Source organism: Mycobacteroides sp. LB1, from assembly GCF_013449725.1.
In the GTDB taxonomy this organism is placed as follows: Bacteria; Actinomycetota; Actinomycetes; order Mycobacteriales; family Mycobacteriaceae; genus Mycobacterium.
In genome coordinates, this window is record NZ_JACCFF010000004.1 from 372657 (window position 1) to 390489 (window position 17833).

At 63.6% G+C, this 17833-nt stretch carries 20 protein-coding genes and 1 pseudogene; 10 read left to right on the plus strand and 11 right to left on the minus strand.

Features of this window, described 5'->3' with window-relative positions:
* The first annotated feature begins 399 nt into the window (after positions 1-399).
* Positions 400-792: a hypothetical protein gene (locus MLB1_RS17960; protein ID WP_180751185.1), complete on the plus strand. Its 393-nt coding sequence runs from the start codon at positions 400-402 to the stop codon at positions 790-792.
* A 109-nt stretch (positions 793-901) separates the two neighbouring features.
* Here the strand turns inward: MLB1_RS17960 and MLB1_RS17965 are convergent, their stop codons facing one another.
* Entirely contained in the window at positions 902-2002 is a 1101-nt protein-coding gene (locus MLB1_RS17965) for an oxygenase MpaB family protein (protein ID WP_180751186.1), read from the minus strand.
* An 87-nt stretch (positions 2003-2089) separates the two neighbouring features.
* On the opposite strand from MLB1_RS17965, the gene MLB1_RS17970 reads away from it, so the two are divergent.
* Both MLB1_RS17970 and MLB1_RS17975 read left to right on the plus strand, forming a co-directional pair.
* Positions 2090-2692 (plus strand): TetR/AcrR family transcriptional regulator, encoded by a 603-nt coding sequence (locus tag MLB1_RS17970; RefSeq protein WP_180751187.1) that lies wholly within the window; start codon positions 2090-2092, stop codon positions 2690-2692.
* A 218-nt stretch (positions 2693-2910) separates the two neighbouring features.
* Positions 2911-3822 (plus strand): hypothetical protein, encoded by a 912-nt coding sequence (locus MLB1_RS17975; RefSeq protein WP_180751188.1) that lies wholly within the window; start codon positions 2911-2913, stop codon positions 3820-3822.
* A gap of 52 nt (positions 3823-3874) precedes the next feature.
* On the opposite strand, the gene MLB1_RS17980 is transcribed toward MLB1_RS17975, so the two are convergent.
* The 5 genes and pseudogenes from MLB1_RS17980 to MLB1_RS17995 form a co-directional block, all read right to left on the minus strand.
* Positions 3875-4828, minus strand: coding sequence for an MPT63 family protein (locus MLB1_RS17980; protein WP_180751189.1), 954 nt, complete (start codon positions 4826-4828; stop codon positions 3875-3877).
* 929 nt (positions 4829-5757) lie between these two features.
* Positions 5758-5997 (minus strand): annotated as a pseudogene (locus MLB1_RS24305) (hypothetical protein); the annotation flags it as partial.
* A complete protein-coding gene (cynS, locus tag MLB1_RS17990) occupies positions 5952-6392 on the minus strand; it encodes a cyanase (RefSeq protein ID WP_180751191.1) in 441 nt (146 codons plus the stop codon). The pseudogene MLB1_RS24305 and the gene cynS, both read right to left, overlap by 46 nt.
* Before the next feature lie 36 nt (positions 6393-6428).
* Positions 6429-6557 (minus strand): hypothetical protein, encoded by a 129-nt coding sequence (locus MLB1_RS24145; RefSeq protein WP_255485999.1) that lies wholly within the window; start codon positions 6555-6557, stop codon positions 6429-6431.
* Between the two features lie 112 nt (positions 6558-6669).
* Positions 6670-7164, minus strand: coding sequence for a MarR family transcriptional regulator (locus tag MLB1_RS17995; RefSeq protein WP_180751192.1), 495 nt, complete (start codon positions 7162-7164; stop codon positions 6670-6672).
* A 54-nt stretch (positions 7165-7218) separates the two neighbouring features.
* On the opposite strand from MLB1_RS17995, the gene MLB1_RS18000 reads away from it, so the two are divergent.
* Positions 7219-7629: a DUF5313 domain-containing protein gene (locus MLB1_RS18000; RefSeq protein ID WP_180751193.1), complete on the plus strand. Its 411-nt coding sequence runs from the start codon at positions 7219-7221 to the stop codon at positions 7627-7629.
* Between the two features lie 70 nt (positions 7630-7699).
* Here MLB1_RS18000 and MLB1_RS18005 read toward each other — a convergent pair whose 3' ends face one another.
* The 3 genes from MLB1_RS18005 to MLB1_RS18015 form a co-directional block, all read right to left on the minus strand.
* Positions 7700-7891, minus strand: coding sequence for a hypothetical protein (locus tag MLB1_RS18005; RefSeq protein ID WP_255486019.1), 192 nt, complete (start codon positions 7889-7891; stop codon positions 7700-7702).
* 77 nt (positions 7892-7968) lie between these two features.
* Positions 7969-9198 carry an Nramp family divalent metal transporter gene (locus MLB1_RS18010; RefSeq protein ID WP_180751195.1) on the minus strand — a complete coding sequence of 410 codons (1230 nt, stop codon included), beginning with the start codon at positions 9196-9198 and terminating at the stop codon, positions 7969-7971.
* Positions 9199-9321: 123 nt separating this feature from the next.
* A complete protein-coding gene (locus MLB1_RS18015) occupies positions 9322-10131 on the minus strand; it encodes a Ku protein (RefSeq protein ID WP_180751196.1) in 810 nt (269 codons plus the stop codon).
* On the opposite strand from MLB1_RS18015, the gene MLB1_RS18020 reads away from it, so the two are divergent.
* Positions 10121-12481 (plus strand): ATP-dependent DNA ligase, encoded by a 2361-nt coding sequence (locus MLB1_RS18020; RefSeq protein WP_180751197.1) that lies wholly within the window; start codon positions 10121-10123, stop codon positions 12479-12481. The genes MLB1_RS18015 and MLB1_RS18020 overlap by 11 nt on opposite strands.
* Here MLB1_RS18020 and MLB1_RS18025 read toward each other — a convergent pair.
* Together MLB1_RS18025 and MLB1_RS18030 are read right to left on the minus strand one after the other, a co-directional pair.
* Entirely contained in the window at positions 12449-12754 is a 306-nt protein-coding gene (locus MLB1_RS18025; RefSeq protein ID WP_180751198.1) for a DUF4873 domain-containing protein, read from the minus strand. The two genes, MLB1_RS18020 and MLB1_RS18025, sit on opposite strands and share 33 nt — an antisense overlap.
* The gene (locus MLB1_RS18030; RefSeq protein WP_180751199.1) at positions 12754-13668 is read right to left on the minus strand and encodes a diiron oxygenase; all 915 of its coding nucleotides are present in this window, start codon (positions 13666-13668) and stop codon (positions 12754-12756) included. The genes MLB1_RS18025 and MLB1_RS18030 overlap by 1 nt, the downstream gene beginning before the upstream one ends.
* 109 nt (positions 13669-13777) lie before the next feature.
* On the opposite strand from MLB1_RS18030, the gene MLB1_RS18035 reads away from it, so the two are divergent.
* The 5 genes from MLB1_RS18035 to ppk2 are packed head-to-tail and all read left to right on the plus strand — an operon-like array spanning position 13778 to position 17788.
* The gene (locus tag MLB1_RS18035) at positions 13778-14431 is read left to right on the plus strand and encodes a TetR/AcrR family transcriptional regulator (protein ID WP_180751200.1); all 654 of its coding nucleotides are present in this window, start codon (positions 13778-13780) and stop codon (positions 14429-14431) included.
* A 6-nt stretch (positions 14432-14437) separates the two neighbouring features.
* Positions 14438-15187, plus strand: a complete 750-nt coding sequence (cobF, locus tag MLB1_RS18040) for a precorrin-6A synthase (deacetylating) (RefSeq protein ID WP_180751201.1) — start codon at positions 14438-14440, stop codon at positions 15185-15187.
* Positions 15188-15202: 15 nt separating this feature from the next.
* Complete coding sequence (locus tag MLB1_RS18045; protein ID WP_180751202.1) at positions 15203-16066, plus strand: Fpg/Nei family DNA glycosylase; 864 nt, start codon at positions 15203-15205, stop codon at positions 16064-16066.
* Positions 16067-16075: 9 nt separating this feature from the next.
* The gene (locus MLB1_RS18050; protein ID WP_180751203.1) at positions 16076-16825 is read left to right on the plus strand and encodes an SDR family oxidoreductase; all 750 of its coding nucleotides are present in this window, start codon (positions 16076-16078) and stop codon (positions 16823-16825) included.
* 54 nt (positions 16826-16879) lie between these two features.
* Positions 16880-17788 carry a polyphosphate kinase 2 gene (ppk2, locus tag MLB1_RS18055; protein ID WP_180751204.1) on the plus strand — a complete coding sequence of 303 codons (909 nt, stop codon included), beginning with the start codon at positions 16880-16882 and terminating at the stop codon, positions 17786-17788.
* Positions 17789-17833 lie beyond the last annotated feature (45 nt).

Genomic DNA, 17833 nt, shown 5'->3' on the forward strand with positions numbered 1-17833 from the left:
TCCCGTACACGCAGTCATCCGAGTTAGCTTGCCCTCGTTGGGATGGGCCTGGCCTCGCGCGTGTAGGCGCATCCCACTGGCGGATCAATCCGATCGCCAGCGGCGACCTCCTCGGCGAGCTTATCCCCTCTGGCTTGTGCCTCGTCATGCTGCTGATCGAGCGAAAGCGAGCCGAGTCCCGCCCCGCATTCTCAGATCTGGGGTGACGCGTTCTGGCGCACTTGGCCGGACCCGCGTCGACCAACCGATCCCCGAGTGCGAAAAAGGTATGTCTAACAAGGTATTTGTAGTGGTGCGCTCTGGGCTTCCGCCTAGTTTGGGCACGATCGTGTGTCAGACCTGTCTCAAGTCGGTGTTTAGCGCACGTAACGATTGTGTTCTTTGATTCGATGTCTGATTGTGAAGATTCTCGTAGGTATTGCAGCATCAGCAGCGATTGCTGCTAGCGGTTTGGGTCTTGCGGCCTCCGCTAACGCAGCCCCTGCCCCGGCCATCCCGGCGCCGAGCTATCACTGGTGCCCTGGCGAGTTCTGGAACCCGTTCTGGGGCTTCAACTGGTTTGACCGCGAATGTCACGATGACAACTGGCGCGATAGCGGTTGGGATCGTAACGGTTTTGACCGTGACGGCCGAGACCGTGACGGCTGGGATCGAAACGGCTGGGGGCGCGACGGCCGTCAGCGGGATTGGCGGGACGGTGACCGTCATGATGACCGCGGTGACCACCGGGACGATCGCGGCAACCACCGAGACGATCGCGGTAATCACCGGGACGACGACTGGCGGCGTTAACACCGCACACCAACACGGCCGCACGGCGGTCCGGAAAATGCGATCGAGGCCCGGACCCGAGGACTGGGGAGCAGCGCAGGAGTCTATGGGGCCGCGGTGTCGACGACCCTCAGCCGAACGGGCAGGTTCCAGTGGGGCGTTCCGGAGCGGCGAAGGTGTCAAGGCGATGGCTGTGGTAAAAGTCCGCCAGCTGCTCGTTTCGCCGTGTCAACGACCGCTCAAGTTTGTCGAATTTGCGCTGTGCCGCAGGCGAACCGTCGAGCTGTGAGCGCGCCGTGTCGATGCGAATGTTGTTGTACAGCACGGGTTCTACCAGCAACCGGTCGGGCGTCACCCGCCATACCAACTGCAACAGTCGCGTATACAGCGCGAACTCGACGTTGTGGTGAGATTTGAGCTCGAATCCGATCATCTGGCGCAGCGCCGGATGCATGGCCTTAGCCGAGCACACTTGAATCATGCGGCCAGCAATGGGGCGAATCGCGAACCAGAGCGGCATCAGGGCTGGGCGTAGCGCGCCGGGGAGCAGCAGCGTCGGCAGCGGCAGTCGCATCAAACCGGTGAACTGTTCGCGGAGAAAGCCGTTGGACTGCGATTTGTTTTCCACCATGTCGTCGTAGTAGTCGACAAAGGTGGCATACGTCGCCGGGAGCTTGCCATTGGCGCTCGGCAATTCGAGGTCAATGAGCAGATGCCGCTGATACTGGTACGCGGCCTCCTTCTCCACGGGAGTCATCGCATAACCCGTGCAGTGCGGGAATGACTCCAGGATGGCGTTCATGGCGCTGGCCGCTATCCATATCCATAGCTCCGGATCTAATGCGCTGTAACGGACCCCCTCGTACTCGCCGACGCCGGTGCCCCGCACTGCGCGGTGCTGCTCCTTGAGCCACCGTGCGGTGTCGGCGCGCTGTTGTCGATTGCCGCTAATCAGGGTCAGAGCGCTCAGCCCGCTGCGGATGCCGCGGTCGGTGAAGTTCTGGCGGAATCGGCCCGTACGGTCGACGGACGCGGCTATCGGTATCACGGCCACCTCGTCGAACAGCACACCGCCGAAGACGCCGACCAGGGGACTGCCGAGGTGCTTGCGGAATTCGGCCATGACGCGGGGGCGAACCCCGTCCGCGCGCAGGAGGGCCAGCCCGTCTTCCTGGAGGTGTGGATCCGAATCGCGGGCGGAATCGGTGTCGTGCGGCAGTACCTGCGTCATTGCAGCCTCCGTGGATGTTAGTAACTGAGGTAAACCGTAACATCACAACATCGGGTTGGGAAGTACCTGCGCGTGAGAGACTGAGCTGTGTCTGTAGATCCGGACCCGACCGGCGAGCGCATCCTGGAGGCCGCGCTGCAGACCCTGCTCAGCTTCGGTATCCGCCGTGCGACAGTCGACGAGATCGCAAGGCGCGCGGGCGTATCGCATATGACGGTGTACCGTCGCTGGCCCAACAAGACCGAGCTCGTGCTCGCGGTCCTCATGCGGGAGGCGCAGACGATGTTCTCCGCCATAGATCGCGAAATCGCCGCGTTGGACAGCCCCGAAGACAAGCTCGTGGCGGGCTTCACCGGGATCTATTGGTATGTGCACACACATCCGCTGATGCATCGAGCGGTGGAGACCGATCCGGAGTCGGTGCTGCCGGTGCTGACAAGTGGGGCGGGCCCAGCCCTGGATATGGCGACGACATACCTGGCCGGCCATGTGAGCCGAAGTGCCGGTGATCTCGTCGATGACTCCTACGGTGTCGCGGAAGTATTTGTGCGCCTGACGCATTCGCTCATACTCGCGCCCAGCGCCCGGCGGGAGCTTGCCACCAGGGAAGACACCGAGCGGTACGCCCGTCAGTACATCCTGCCTATCGCACGGGCGTTGGTGCCGGAGCCGAGCAAGGCAGTCCGGTAGCGACTGGCGATATCCGCCGCGAGTGAATGACGGCATGTGCCAACATGTCGGCTGTGACCGATAGCGCGCGCCACGCGCTGGAGCTTGCCTTGGCTGGAACTGAGAGACCCACGATGCGTGCTTTCGGCCGGTGGGCAGCGGGGCCGACTAGTCTTTGTGCATTGACCACGCGGTTGATACACGGGGAATACGGCGACCACACTCATTGGGGGTAGCGGATGGATATCGGAGCGGGCTCATCGGCGGCCGAGGACTCGTCTGACGCTGCGGACACCGCGCCGCTGCCGGTCCTCAACGCACTTCCCGGGATGACCTCCGACTCCGGGCCGTTCGCGCCGACGGAGCAGGACTTCGATCTGCCTCCGTTCATCGAGCAGCCGGTATCGACGGACTCGTATGCGGGCGGCCTCGGTACGTCGCCGTCCGCGCCGTATATGCAGTGGCCGAGCCACGAGCTCTTCGGTGACACCACGCCTACCGCATCTGGGCAGGCCTCACAACCCGTGAAGTCTTCGAGCCCGGTCGATTTCTCATCGTGGGAAGAGAAGCCCGAAAGAAGCAAGCGGCCGTTGATGATTGGCGGCGCGGTGCTCGCGGCCGTGGTGGTTGTCGGAGGTATCGTCGCTATATTCATGGGCCGAGGCACCGACGACGTCGCCGGGGACGCCACCGCTGCCCCGTCGACGCCGGTATCCAGCCGGAATTCCGGTGCGGAGAGTCGTTTGATCTCGATGCTCCCGGCGGGATATTCGGCGTCGGCGTGCAAGGCCGTCGAACCCGCCAATGAGGCAGTGGCACAAATCAAGTGCGGCCCTAGTGATGATCCGGACGGGCCAACCGAGGCCAGCTATTCATTGGTGCGCGACAAGTCCGCGCTTGCGTCCGGACTGAGCCGCCTGATGAAGCGCAGCGCTGTGGTGGTGTGCCCGGGAAAGATCCAGTCGCCGGGGGCGTGGCATCGCAACACGGCACCGGATCAGGTGAGCGGCACGGTGTTCTGTGGCTCGGCGCAAGGGCGTCCCATGGTCGGCTGGACCGATGAGGAGCGGCTTCTGCTCAGCGAGACGCGTTCGGGTGCAACCGGCCCGACGCTCGACCAGCTGTTCTCTTGGTGGTCTTTGCACTCATAACAAAAACCGCCGGCCGCATGATGCGGCCGGCGGTCGTTGACGAGCTGCTGAACTATCCCTCGGTGGGTGTGCCCTGGCTGCCTGCCGAGCGCTGTCCGTGTGGGGCGCTGTCGGACGCCGGAACGGCGGGAATCGCGGGCACGCCGGCCGCAGGCGGGTTGGCGATCTGCGGAGCGCCCTCGGCCCCGGGAGCTGCGGGTGCCGCAGGCGCCGGGGTGGCAGTGGCGTTCAGCGGCGTGCCTTCGGCGGCAGGTGCCGGGGCGCCGGGTGCCGGGGTGGCGGTGGCGCTCAGGGGGGTGCCCTCAGCACCGGGAGCCGGGGTAGCAGGTGTCGGAGCCGGCGTCGCGGTCACCGGTGCCACCGTCGGGGTGGGAGTCGCAGCGGGCTGCTGCCCGTCCACCGGAGTGCCCTGGCTTCCGGCGGGCAGCGGGGTGCCCTGGCTTCCGGCCGGAACGGCGGCAGGCGCCGGCGTGGCTGTGGTGCTGGTGGCCGGTGCGGGGGCGGTGCCATGTGACTGGCTCGAACCACCCGAACGCGGTGCCGCGGCGGGAGCAGCCTTCCAGGTGAGCAGATCCTCGTCACTGGAGGTGTAGGTCACCGTTTCAGGGGCGGCACCGGTCACATCGAAATAGATCTTGCCGGTGGTCTTTTCACCCTGCGACAGAGTCCCCGGGTTCACGCCCTGGTCGGTGGCCACCCCGTAGAGCACGCGGTAGGTCTCCCCGTCCTTGGCCTTCGCGTTGAAGTTGGCGACAATCGGGATAACGCTGCCCTCGATCGCCTCGTCGGTGGCGGTGGCTTCCCACAGAGTGCCCTTGGCCTGGTACGGCAGCTGGTCCGAGCTGACCTTGAGGTCGCTGATGGTCCATGCCTGTACGACATCGCCGTTGGTCAGGCGACCCTGCTGGCCCAGCGCGGTATCGGCTCCGGCGGTCGGCATCAGGGCTAGTCCGGTGGCCGCTACGGCGGCCGCCGCCGCGGCAATAATGGGCAGATTGATCTTCACGATGGTGCTCTCCTTGACGTCCAATGTGCTCCCCCCAGCGGGGACGGTCTGTGGGTAAAACTAACAGGTCTGGGTGCACCATCGTCGCCCGAAGTATGGGATTGCCATACGGTTAAGAACATGACGGTTGATACCACCGGTCACCAGGGGGCCGCGCCGGAGCCAGACGACTGGCCGCCCGACGCGCGCATGTTCACGATCCGTGCGGCAGCGGACGATGCCGCACCTGGCCTGGCCGCCGAACTACCCATTACCGCAACAGAACTCGGCATGCTGGACGGGGATGTCAACCACCCGGTGCAGTTCTGCAGCGTGCTGCTGGAACCGCCCGTCAAGCACCGCTTCGACGTATCAAATGCTGCCAGGTACGAGATGGAGTATTGCGACCGGGACGACGATGGCGAGTTCTTCATGGTGCATGTGGCGCTGCTGGGCCCCCGACGCCCCGAAGACGCCCTGACACCCGGAGCCCGCGGGGTGCTTGTCGATATCGCGTATGTCGTCGATCTGTCGCTGGAAGAAGACGGCGTGCTCAATCCCGCCAAGGTCGACTGGGCGGGAGGGGTACTCGTCGATGTCGCTGGAGAGGCACCCGCCGACCAACCGGCCGACGCTGCCGAGGGACAGGCAGATAAGCAGCCGGCTCCCGTGCCCGCGACCGGTCCGGTAGCGGCATCGGCCGAGCCGGGGAGCCCGGGGAGCTCGGAGTGGATCCGCGAGCAGCTCGACGTGCGTATCGCGGTGCTGAGCCGCCTCGCGGGGGAGGTGGCCATCTCCGAGGTGCCGGTGCCGACCGAGCTGGCCAAGGGCGAGCGTCACTCCAACACCGCGCCGCAGTATGTGCTTGATGGCGCCCAGTTCTGGTACCACACGCGTGATCCGAAGAAGGGTTTCCTCTGGAAGACCACGAACAACCCGAACGAGCTCATCTATTGGTGCATCGACGATGTCGCCAGGGGACTGGCGTGGCGGTGGACGCAGCAGGCGGCCACATACAAGACGATGCCTCCGGCCACGGCACAACGCACGCTGTGGGCGCCGTACTGGCAGCTGCTCATGAACGCACTCGACACCAAATGGGGTGCCATCACAGGCCGCAACATCCGCGGCCTGCTGTGAGCGGTTACCAGCGGTAGTCGAGAAACTTCCCGTCGAAGGTGAGCACTACCCGGTCGCCATCGGGATCCGGACGACGTGCGATATCGACCTTGAAGTTGATGGCGCTCATGATGCCGTCGCCGAACTCCTCATGGATGGCCTCCTTGATCGCCGGGCCGTAGACGCTCAACGCCTCGTAGAGCCGGTAGATCGTCGGGTCGGAGGGCGCCACGCCGTCCAGCGTGCCGCGGTACGGCTGAGCGCGCAGTGCCGTGATGACCTGCGGCCCCAGCTCCAGAAGCTCGGCCACCTTGGTGGCCTTGGCCTCGGGGACCGGATGTTGGCCCAATAGTGCGGCGATCGTCCAAATCAGCGGTGAATCAATCGCTTCCGCGATCTGCTGCCATGTCAGGTTCTTCTCGACGCGGCGGGCGGTGATCAGTTCTGCGGCTTCGTCCTTGGTCATGACGTCAGACAAACAGACGCCGGGTGGGGACGCAAACTAGTGCTGCCACATGCCTTTCTGCGCATCGCGTTCGTAGTAGTTCATCGAGTGCTCCCCGTTCGCCGTCCAGAGCGCTGCGATGATCACGATCAGCGGAACGATGAACACCATTGATTCTGTCCACATGATGGCCTCCTTGGTACATCGATCGGTCTACCTTCGATTCCAGCATGTAGACCGATCGGTGTATAGGAAATGTGGCAGATGCCACAAAGCGGTTGGACCAGGCGGGGTTGGATTACTCCGCGTCCAAGGCGCCTGCGGCAATTGCGGCGGTGTTGATCCTGGTCAGCACCTCATGCAGGTGTTCGAGTTCGCGGAGGTTGACACCCAGGCGCTCCACCACGGCGCCCGGAACCTTGAGCGCCTTCCGACGCAGCGCGGCGCCATCCTTGGTCAGGGTGACGTTCGTGGTGCGCTCGTCGACGGCGCTGCGCGGACGGGTAATGAGCCCCAACGTTTCGAGTCGCTTAAGCATGGGGGAGATGGTGGCCGAATCTGTCTGCAGCAGGGCGGCTATCTCCTTGACGGACGGGGCTTCTCGGGCCGGTTCTTGGCCCTCCTTGGCGTGATCCCAGAGCGCGAGCATCACCAGATACTGGGGGTGTGTCAGGCCCAGCGGTGCGAGCAGCGGTCGGTATATCGCGAGCACTGCGCGGTTGGTGACGGCCAGCGCGAAGCACACTTGCCGTTCCAGGGCTAGGGGGTCTACATCCGGCGAGACTGCGGTCATTCGCACCATCCTAGCTGTTAGTTAGTGCACTAACTATTAGTCTACAATCTAGTTATGGCCGCCGACCGTCCGAATCTTCTCCAGTACATCGCCTACTGCTACGGGCGACGTCTGCCTGACTCGATGAAAAACTGGGTTGCCTATGACCTGGCGGGCAAGGGTGCCGTGCGGCGGCACATCTTCCGATGTGCGATTCCGCCGCTGTTCATCCTCGCGCCGTTTTGGCTGCTACCCGCCTCGCTCTACGTGCATCTTGAAATGACGGTGCCCATCTACGCCTGGGTGCTGATCATGGCGCATGCCCTCAACAAGGTGTGGCGCCGACACCGGCTGGTTCAGCACGATCTGGATCCGGGTCTGGTCGATGTGCTCAAGCGTCAGAAAGACGCGCATATCCACGAGGACTATGCGCGGCGTTTCGGGCCGCGTTCCGGTGACGGATACTCCAGCAGCGGCCCCATCTAAAGGCGCCGCGGGGAACTAGTACTACGCCCCGCGGTGATGCTGCGGGGTAAGGGGTAGGGGACCGTCTAGGTCAGTCCCAGTCGCCGTGCTTCCAGTGGCCCTTGCCCCAGCCGTTGCCGTGTCCACCACGCCAGCCGCGATCCCAACCACGGTCCCAGCCACCGTCAGCACACACGGTGACCCGCGGGTAGGTGTCTACGGAACCGCAAATGTCAGGATCGGCCTTTGCTGGGGCTGCAGAGGCGATACCTCCAACGAACAAACCACTAGCAACGACTCCAATTGCCAAGGCTGAGGGCAGGATTCGTTTCATGTCTCACAGCGTACTCCCAGAGAAAACTAGTTCGCAAGGGTAAGGAAGATGAGGACGACGTTGAGCGCCGAGATGAGCGCGGCGATGATCCAGCCGAGCGCCGTCGTGATGCGGTGGTTCACATCGGCGCCCATCAGCCGACGGTCGCTGGTCAGCCGGATCAAGGGGATGAGTGCAAAGGGGATGCCGAAGGACAGCACCACCTGGGATACCACCAGCGCACGGGTGGGGTCGATACCCGTCGCGAGGATTGCCAAGGCGGGCAGCAGTGTCACGAGCCGCCGCGTCACGATGGGGATTGACCGGCGCAAGAGACCCTGCATGATCATTGCTCCCGCATAGGCGCCCACCGAGGATGACGCCAGCCCCGATGCCAGTAGGCCAATCGCGAAGAGCAAGGCCACCGTTGGGCCGAGGCTGTCGCGAACCGCGGCATGCGCGCCCTCGATGGTGTCGACTCCGTCGCGGCCCTGCAGATTTGTCGCGGCGACCAGCAGCATCGCCATGTTGACGGCCCCGGCGAACACCATCGCGAGGCTCACGTCCCAGCGGGTAATGCGCAGCAGCCTGCGGCGCGGCTCGCCGGCCGCAGGGTGTCCATGACGGTCTCGGGCCAGGCCAGAGTGCAGATACACCGCGTGTGGCATGACCGTTGCGCCCAGCATGGCTGTGGCCAACAGCAGGCTCTCGGCGCCCTGGAAGCGGGGGATGAGACCCGCGGCGGTCTCGGCGAGCGGCGGCGGTTGCACCACCACACTGGCGAGGAACCCGACCGCGATGATCGCCAGTAGCGCCGAGATCACGTACTCGAAGGTCCGCTGCCCGCGCCGATCCTGTACGGCTAGCAGCACCATCGAGACCACGCCGGTGATAACACCGCCAATCAGCAGCGGCAGATCGAACAGGAGATAGAGCGCGATTGCCCCGCCGACAACTTCGGCCAGATCCGTTGCCATGGCGACCAATTCGGCCTGTATCCAATAGGCGATCCGAGTGCGGCGCGACATGCGGTCACCGACCGCCTCGGGTAGTGACTGCCCGGTGACGAGGCCGAGCTTCGCCGAGAGGTACTGCACCAATCCCGCCATCGCATTGGCGGTGACGATCACCCACACCAGTAGGAAGCCGAACTTCGCGCCTGCGCTGACGTTCGACGCGACGTTTCCGGGATCGACATAGGCGATGGATGCGACGAATGCGGGCCCCAGTAGATATAGCCCGCGCGACGAGCTCGTCTGCTTGGGCCGCTCCAGCATCACGTCTCCTTGTTTCAGTTACCCGAATAGAAAAGTTAGAGTACCCGAAACTTTGCGCCGCGGCGAGTCCGAGCCCAGCGTGGGAATTCGTCGCGAAATTCGCGTGAGCCCCGCGCTCGGTGATTAGTTGGTGCTGGCCTTTTCTGCCTGCCGCTTCTTGACGCTGGCTTCCAGCGCGGCCAATAGATCCGAGACATCGGTGGCGTCGAGTTCGGTGGGCGCATCCTCCTTGGTGAACGCCTCGCCACCTTCGAGTTTGGCCTCCACCATCTCCAGCAGCTGCGACTGATAGGTGTCGTTGTATCGGCTCGGGTCGAAATCGTCGGCCATCGACTCCACCACCTGCCCGGCCATCGACAGTTCGGCCGGTTTGATGGTGACTTCGTTGTCCAACACCGGGAAGTCGGGCTCGCGAATCTCGTCCGGCCACAGCAGGGTGTGGATGATCATCACCTGACGTTTACCAAAGTCCTTGACCCGCAATGCCGCCAGCCGAGTCTTGTTACGCAGCGCGAAATGCACGATCGCTACCCGTTCGGTCTGCGCCAGCGTCTGTGCCAGCAGCACATAGGATTTCGATGACTTGCTGTCGGGCTCCAGGTAATAGCTCTTGTCGTACATCAGCGGATCCAGCTCGGCCAGGGGCACGAACTCCAGCACCTCGATCTCGCGGCTCGACTCGGCGGGCAGGCTCGCCATATCCTCGTCGGTGATGATGACCGTGCGGCCGTCCTCGGCCTCGTAGGCCTTGTTGATATCCCGGAACTCGACGACCTCGCCGCATTCTTCGCAGGTGCGTTTGTAGCGGATCCGACCGTTGTCCTTGTTGTGGACCTGATGGAACTTGAGGTCATGGTCCTCGGTCGCGCTGTATACCTTGACAGGGACGTTCACCAGCCCGAAGGCGAGGGAGCCCTTCCAGATGGAACGCATACCCCAAGTATGGCCCACCAGGCCCGATTCTCTTCGCGCAAGCGGCTCATCGGCGCCAGATTCGGGCCCCTCTGTGCGTCTCACCAATGCGGAAAAGGTGCTGTACCCGGAAACCGGGACCACTGCGGCCGTTACCAAGGCGGATGTCTTCGGCTACTACACCGCGATCGCATCGTTCATGCTGCCGCATGTCGCCGGGCGTCCGGTCACCCGCAAACGGTGGCCCAATGGGGTTGACCAGCCGTCATTCTTCGAGAAGGACCTGGCTTCATCGGCGCCCGATTGGCTGCCGCGGCGGCGCATCGAGCACAAGTCCCGGTACGTCGCCTATCCGTTGATCGATACCTCGGTTGCGCTGGCGTGGATCGCTCAGCAGGCGGCACTGGAGGTGCACGTGCCGCAGTGGCGTTTCGTCGGCGAAAATCCTGGTCCTGCTTCTCGATTGGTCTTCGATCTGGACCCCGGCGAGGGAGTGAGCATGCCGCAGCTGGCGAAAGTCGCCCGTGCGGTGCGTGATGTGCTCGACGATATCGGCCTGACGACCTACCCGTTGACCAGTGGGAGCAAGGGCATTCACCTGTATGTGCCGCTGGCGCAACCGGTCAGCTCATCCGGTGCGGTGGCTGTCGCGAAGAAGGTCGCGGTTCAGCTGGAACAGGAGATGCCGGACCTGGTGACCGCGACCATGACACGTCAACTGCGTGCGGGCAAGGTTTTCGTGGACTGGAGTCAGAACAGCGGTTCCAAAACGACGGTGGCCCCGTACTCGCTGCGTGGCCGCGAGACGCCGACCGTTGCCGCGCCGCGCACCTGGGAGGAGTTGGACGATCCGGATCTGCGCCAGTTGCGGTTCGACGAGGTGCTGGCACGTGCCGAGCGCGACGGTGACTTGTTGGCCGGGCTCGACGACGTCGAGATCATCGAGGACAGGCTGTCCGCCTACCGCAGCATGCGCGACCCCGCGCGCACCCCCGAGCCCATTCCTGCCTTCAAACCCGAAGCAAGTCAGAATAATTCGTTTGTCATTCAGGAGCATCACGCCACGGCGCTGCACTACGATTTCCGGTTGGAGCGCGACGGTGTGCTGGTCTCGTGGGCCGTTCCCAAGAATCTGCCCATGGAACCGTCGGTCAATCATCTGGCGGTGCATACCGAGGACCACCCGCTGGAATACGGCACCTTCGAGGGCGTCATTCCGAAGGGGGAGTACGGGGCCGGCGAAGTGACCATTTGGGACTCGGGCACCTACGACACTGAGAAGTTCATCGATCCCCGCGACGACGCAGGCGCCGACGGCATGTCCAAGGGGGAGGTCATCGTCACCCTGCACGGTAAGCGAATCTCTGGGCGGTACGCACTGATCCGAACCAACGGCAAGCAATGGCTGGCCCACCGGATGAAGGATCAGCGATCACCGACCACGATGCCGGTGGGCCTCGCGCCCATGCTGCCGAGCACCGGATCCGTCGCGGGCCTGGCTGCCGATGAGTGGGCCTTCGAGGGCAAGTGGGACGGCTACCGGCTCATCCTCGAATGTGACCACGGGCAGCTGCGGGCACTCGCGCGCAGCGGGCGTGATGTCACCGCGGAGTTCCCGGCATTGCAGCGGCTAGCCCTCGAATTGGCCGAACACCGTGTGGTTCTGGATGGGGAGGTTGTTGTGCTGGACCCGAAAGGGCTGCCAAGCTTCTCGCTGCTGCAGCACCGGACGTCGGGCACGCAGACGGAGTTCTGGGCCTTCGATTTGCTGTATCTGGACGGAAAATCCTTGCTGCGCACCAAGTATCATGACCGGCGTCGACTGCTCGACGTGTTGGGTGCCGGTACCGAGTCGATGACCGTTCCGGAGAAACTGAACGGCGACGGCAGCGGGGCACTTGCGCATTCACACGCCCAGGGATGGGAGGGCGTTGTCGCGAAGAGGCTGGATTCCACCTACGCTCCTGGCCGCACCCAGTCGTGGATCAAGGCGAAGAACTGGAGCAGCCAGGAGATCGTCATCGGTGGCTGGCGCACGGGGCAAGGCGGACGCAGCAGCGGGATCGGAGCCCTGCTCATGGGGATACCGGACGAGAGCGGACTGCGTTATGCAGGCCGGGTGGGCACCGGGTTCACCGAGAAGGAACTGGCTTCTCTCAAGGAGCGGTTAGAACCGTTGCACCGCGATGAATCGCCTTTCAGCGCATCGCTTTCCGCGGTCGAGGCCAAGAACGTGCAGTTCGTCGAGCCGGTCCTGGTGGCCGAGGTCCGCTACGGGGACCGCACGCCGGGAGGGATTCTGAAGCATTCCAGCTGGCGTGGCCTGCGTACCGACAAATCAGTTGGCGACGTCGAGCTCGATCTCGGCTAGCGGATACGGCGGTGCGCCGACTCCTGCCACCGAGAAGTGGCCCCACGGGGTCTGCTCGGTGATCCGTCCCTGGGCGCTGGTCGCACCGATGGCGATGACCACCTGCGTCCCGCCCCTGAGCTCGCCACCCTCGGGCTTGGCATAAATCGTTCCCTGCCAATGGAACTTGCCGTCCAGTGGGTTGAAGAAACTCATCAGCCGGACCCGGGACTCCACGGTGAACTCCCCGGCGGTGATCGTTGCGGTGCCGTCGAAGACCTCGTCGTCTTCCATCAGGCGACGAACTTCGCTTTGCGCCACAGCCAGCGTGAAGTTCCGCCCATCAGCCCGATATCAGTGAGGAACTTGTACAGCGGTGCGAAGCCGAGCTGTTGTGTCGCGCGGAAGCTCTCGTTGCGGAACGCGATCTTCTGGGTTTGATATCCGGGTAACCCGACATTGCGGTACATCCTCGGATTCGTGAACAGGTACATGAAGATGGGGCCGCCGAAGCCGTTGACATGCCGGACGATGAAGCGCGCGTACCGCGGCAGTTTGTCAATACGCTGGCGTAGGCCGTCGCGGGCGAACTGGATGTGCCGAGCTTCCTCGGTGACGTGAATTCGCATGAGCCGCGCGACCATTGGTTGCAGTTCTGGATCGTCCATCATCTCGCGCTGGATGGCGTCGAAGATCTCCTCGCCGATCAGCGCGGCCACCCACAGCATGGGACCCTTGAGGACCAGCGGCAGGGCGTTGGCCAGCCACCGCTGGTAGAGCGGCAGTCGGTAGGGCTCAATCCCGGCTTGCGATATCGCCTTGCCGAACATCGTCATGTGCCGGGTCTCGTCACCGATCTCGGTCAGCGAGTAAAAAGTCTCGTTGCTGCTCGGGTTGGCATGCATGAGAGCGCGCAGCAGGCTCTGATTGAGAATGTTCTCGAACCAGATGCCGACAGACAGGACGTTGGCCATCTCGTGCTTAGACAGCTCAATCTGTTCGGCGCGAGACATGTTGTTCCAGATGTCGGTGCCGTAGAGCGAAATTGCCTTCGGGGGAAGGAAGTATTTGTCGGGATCTAACGGTGCGTCCCAGTCCAGGTCGACCATTGGCTGGTAAGACCGGCGTACCGAGCCTTTGAGCAACCGGTCGGAGTATTCCTCCCGGTTTGGGGTCCGAGCTGACCCGTTATTAAGGGTGGCAGTCACCGTCGACCGTCCTTTCCGTTAAGATGTCAAACGTAAACGTTGCAGGTTGAGGCGTCAAGTGAGACGCGAAGTACCACGTAAATGGCGTGGCGCATGAAGGAAGGCACCGATGAAAGTGAGCCGATCGAGCCATCGCGGCCGTACCCGCGACCACGGCGAGATTCGCCGCCGCATCCTCGATGCCGCTGAAGAATGCTTGCTGGAACATGGGTACGAAGCCCGTTTGCATGCACTGATCGCCAAGAAGGCCGGTCTGTCGAGGCCCACCGTCTATAAGCATGTGGGGGACCAGGCCGCGATCATCGAGGCACTATTCCACCGCGAGTTTCTTCGGTTTGGGGAAATACTGGAGCCCGTCTTCGCGACCGCCAAGAGTCCTCGTACCGGGTTCATCGACGCCATCGTGCGCATCGTCCAGCATGGTCGCCACCACCCGTTGCTGCAGAAGGGCCTGAAGGAGAACCCCGAGCAGGTGTTGCCGTACCTGACGGTGAAGGCCCGCCCGTTCATCGACCAGACCGCCGTGTTGCTGGCTCCGTACTTCCGCAAGCTACTCACCGAGGAACAGCTCGCCGTCATCAACGTCAAGGCCGCCGCCGAATGGAGCTTCCGGATCGCGGCCTCGCTGCTGGTGACCCCCGGTGTCGTGGAGACGCAGAGCGACGAGCAGTTGGGCGCTTTCATCGGCGATCTGCTCACCGTCTCAGTCATTACCGATCAGGAGATCTCACCGGTGTTGGCCTCCAAGTCGGCTGCTTCCTAGGTCTGAATGCGACGGATTCGCGTCATCGGGATCGGCGCAGGCCATCCCGAGTACCTGACCGTGCAGGCAATCGCGGCGCTCAATGAGGTCGACGTCTTCTTTGTCGCCGACAAGGGCGACACCAAGGGCGATCTGGTCGAACTGCGCCGCCACATCTGTGAACGGTACGTCGCCGACCCTGACTATCGTTTCGTTGAGCTGGCCGATCCGGTGCGCGGTAGGGGCGAGTACCGCGGTGTGGTGCGGCAGTGGCACACCGAGCGGGCTGTCTTGTGGGGCAAGGCAATTGCTTCTGAACTGGCCGAAGGTGGTACCGGAGCGTTTCTCGCGTGGGGTGATCCGTCCCTCTACGACAGCACGCTGAGGATTCTCGACGCGATCCTGGCTGACGATCCGAACGCATTCGAATACGACGTGCTGCCGGGTATCACGGCGATTTCCGCGCTGACCGCCCGGCACAGGATTGTGCTGAACGGCATCGGAGAACCGGTGCTCATCACGACGGGGCGGCGGCTGCTGGACGAATGGCCCCGCGCAGGAACCGTGGTGGTGATGCTCGACGGAGATTGTGCGTTCCGGCAGCTGGATCCGTCCACGCAGATCTGGTGGGGCGCCTACCTGGGCACCGAGCACGAACTGCTGGTATCTGGGACGGTCGGGAAGGTGGGCGCCCGGATCGCCGAAGTTCGTGCCGCGGCTCGGGCCGAACACGGCTGGATCATGGACACCTACCTGCTGCGGAGTGTCGGCGAGTAGGGGCAGACTGACCCCATGCCCGAACTACCGGAGGTCGAGGCGCTCGCCGATCACCTGCGTCGCCGCGCCACCGGGGCCACTATCGGCCGCATCGACGTCTCGGCGTTCTCGGTACTCAAGACATTCGATCCGCCGATCACCGCCCTGTATGGCCTGACGGTGACGGGTGCGACGCGCTGGGGCAAGTACCTGGGCCTGCAGGCCGGAAACCTGTACCTCATCACGCATCTGTCGCGGGCCGGCTGGCTGCGCTGGTCCGACAAGCTGGCTGCGGCGCCGCTGAAACCGGGTAAGGGTCCGATAGCGCTACGGGTACACCTCGGAACACCAGGTGATGCAGCGGGATTCGATCTCACCGAAGCCGGTACCCAGAAGCGGCTGGCGGTATGGATTGTTGACGACCCGTCCGAGGTTCCGCAGATCGCCTCATTGGGGCCCGACGCCCTCTCGCTGACCGCCGACGGATTGGCCGACATCCTGTCCGGTACCAGCGCGCGCCTGAAGAATGTGATCACCGACCAACGGGTGATCGCCGGGATCGGAAACGCCTACAGCGACGAGATCCTGCACGTGGCTAAGCTGTCCCCTTTCGCTAGCGGAAAGGCGCTCACGGAGGGCCAACTGACGGCGTTGTATGAGGCGATGCAGTCGGTCCTGGCCGACGCGGTGCAGCGCAGTGTGGGGCAACAGGCGGCGACTCTCAAGGGGGAGAAGCGATCTGGTTTGCGGGTGCATGCCCGAACAGGGATGCCCTGCCCGGTATGCGGTGACGTGGTGCGCGAGGTGTCGTTCGCCGACAAATCGTTCCAGTACTGCCCGACGTGTCAGACCGGCGGCAAAGTGCTGGCCGACCGTCGTCTCTCGCGGCTCCTCAAATAAGGTGACCACGTGACGCGACAGAAGATACTCATCACCGGGGCGAGTTCCGGCCTGGGCGCCGAGATGGCCCGTCAGTTCGCCGCGAAGGGACGCGATCTGGCCCTGTGCGCCCGCCGCGCCGAGGCACTGGAAGAACTCAAGGCGGAGCTGCTGGCGGCCAACCCGGGAATCAAGGTCGCCGTGCGGACGCTGGACGTCACCGACCACGACGCTGTGCCGGTGGTCTTCGGCGAGCTGCGCGATGAGCTCGGTGGCCTGGACCGCGTGGTGGTGAACGCCGGTATCGCCAAGGGCTGGCATCTGGGAGGTGGCAAGTCATGGGCCAATATCCAGACCATCGAAACCAATCTCATTGGTGCACTGGTGCAGATCGAGGCGGCGCTGGCACTGTTCAAGGAACAGAATGCAGGGCACCTTGTTCTCATCTCATCGGTGACGGCCGCCAAGGGGCTGCCCGGTACCAAGGCCGCCTACGCGGCCAGCAAGGCTGGACTTTCCTCGTTGGGGGAGTCGCTGCGCGCCGAATATGCCACCGGCCCAATCAAAGTAAGCACCATCGAGCCCGGTTACATTCAGACCGATCTGAGCGCCAAGTCGCCCACCACGCCGATGATGGTCGACACGCTGACCGGCGTGACGGCGATGGTGGATGCCATTGAAAGGGAGCCCGGCCGTGCCGCGGTGCCGCGCTGGCCGTGGGCACCGGTGACGTTGATCATGCGCCTGATTCCGCCCCGTTTGGCGGGCCGCTTAGCCTAACTGGCGTCAGGGTTTCCCAAGTGGGACTTTGTGCCCACGTGGGATGCTTCATCCATGGGTGATGAAGACAAGCACAACGCTTCGGTCACGGTGGACTACGCCGCAGAACTCGATGAGCTGGCAAGCCTGCGTGGCGGGATCAAACGCGACAAAGAGGCCAAGGATGCCTGGAAGCAGGGCTATCCCTACGACGAAAAGCTCAGCCGCAAGGAGTACGAGAAGGCCAAACGCAAGCTGCAGATCGAGCTGCTCAAGCTGCAGTTGTGGGTGAAGGAACGCGGCGAGAAGATTTGCATCGTCTTCGAGGGCCGAGACGCCGCCGGTAAGGGTGGATCGATCAAGAGGTTCACCGAACACCTCAATCCCCGCGGTGCCCGCGTGGTGGCGCTGGAGAAGCCGACCTCGGTGGAGCAGACGCAGTGGTACTTCCAGCGCTACACCGCGCACCTGCCCAGCGGCGGGGAGATCGTGTTGATGGACCGCTCCTGGTACAACCGGGCGGGCGTCGAGCGTGTCATGGGTTACTGCACTCCCGCGCAGTGTGCCGAATTTTTGCGTGAGGCTCCGGAATATGAACGGATGCTGGTGAATTCGGGGACACATCTGATCAAGCTGTGGTTCTCAGTCAGTAGGGACGAGCAGCTCGCGCGGTTTGCGGCCAGACGTACAGATCCTGTTCGCCATTGGAAGCTCTCGCCCACCGACCTCGCGTCCCTCGATAAGTGGGACGCCTACACCGAGGCCAAGGAAGCGATGTTCTTCTACACCGACACCGAATTCGCACCGTGGACGGTGGTCAAGAGCAATGACAAGAAGCGTGCCCGGCTAGAGGCGATGCGCCACGTCTTGTCGCAGTTCGACTACGACAACAAGGACGCGAAGGTCCTGGGTGCGCCGGATCCACTGATCGTGGGACCCGCGTCTGCGGTCTTCGAGGAGGGCGAGAAGGCCGGCTCGCGCTAGCGGCACATCGCACCAGGAGCATAAGGACGCTGCCTGACAACAGGT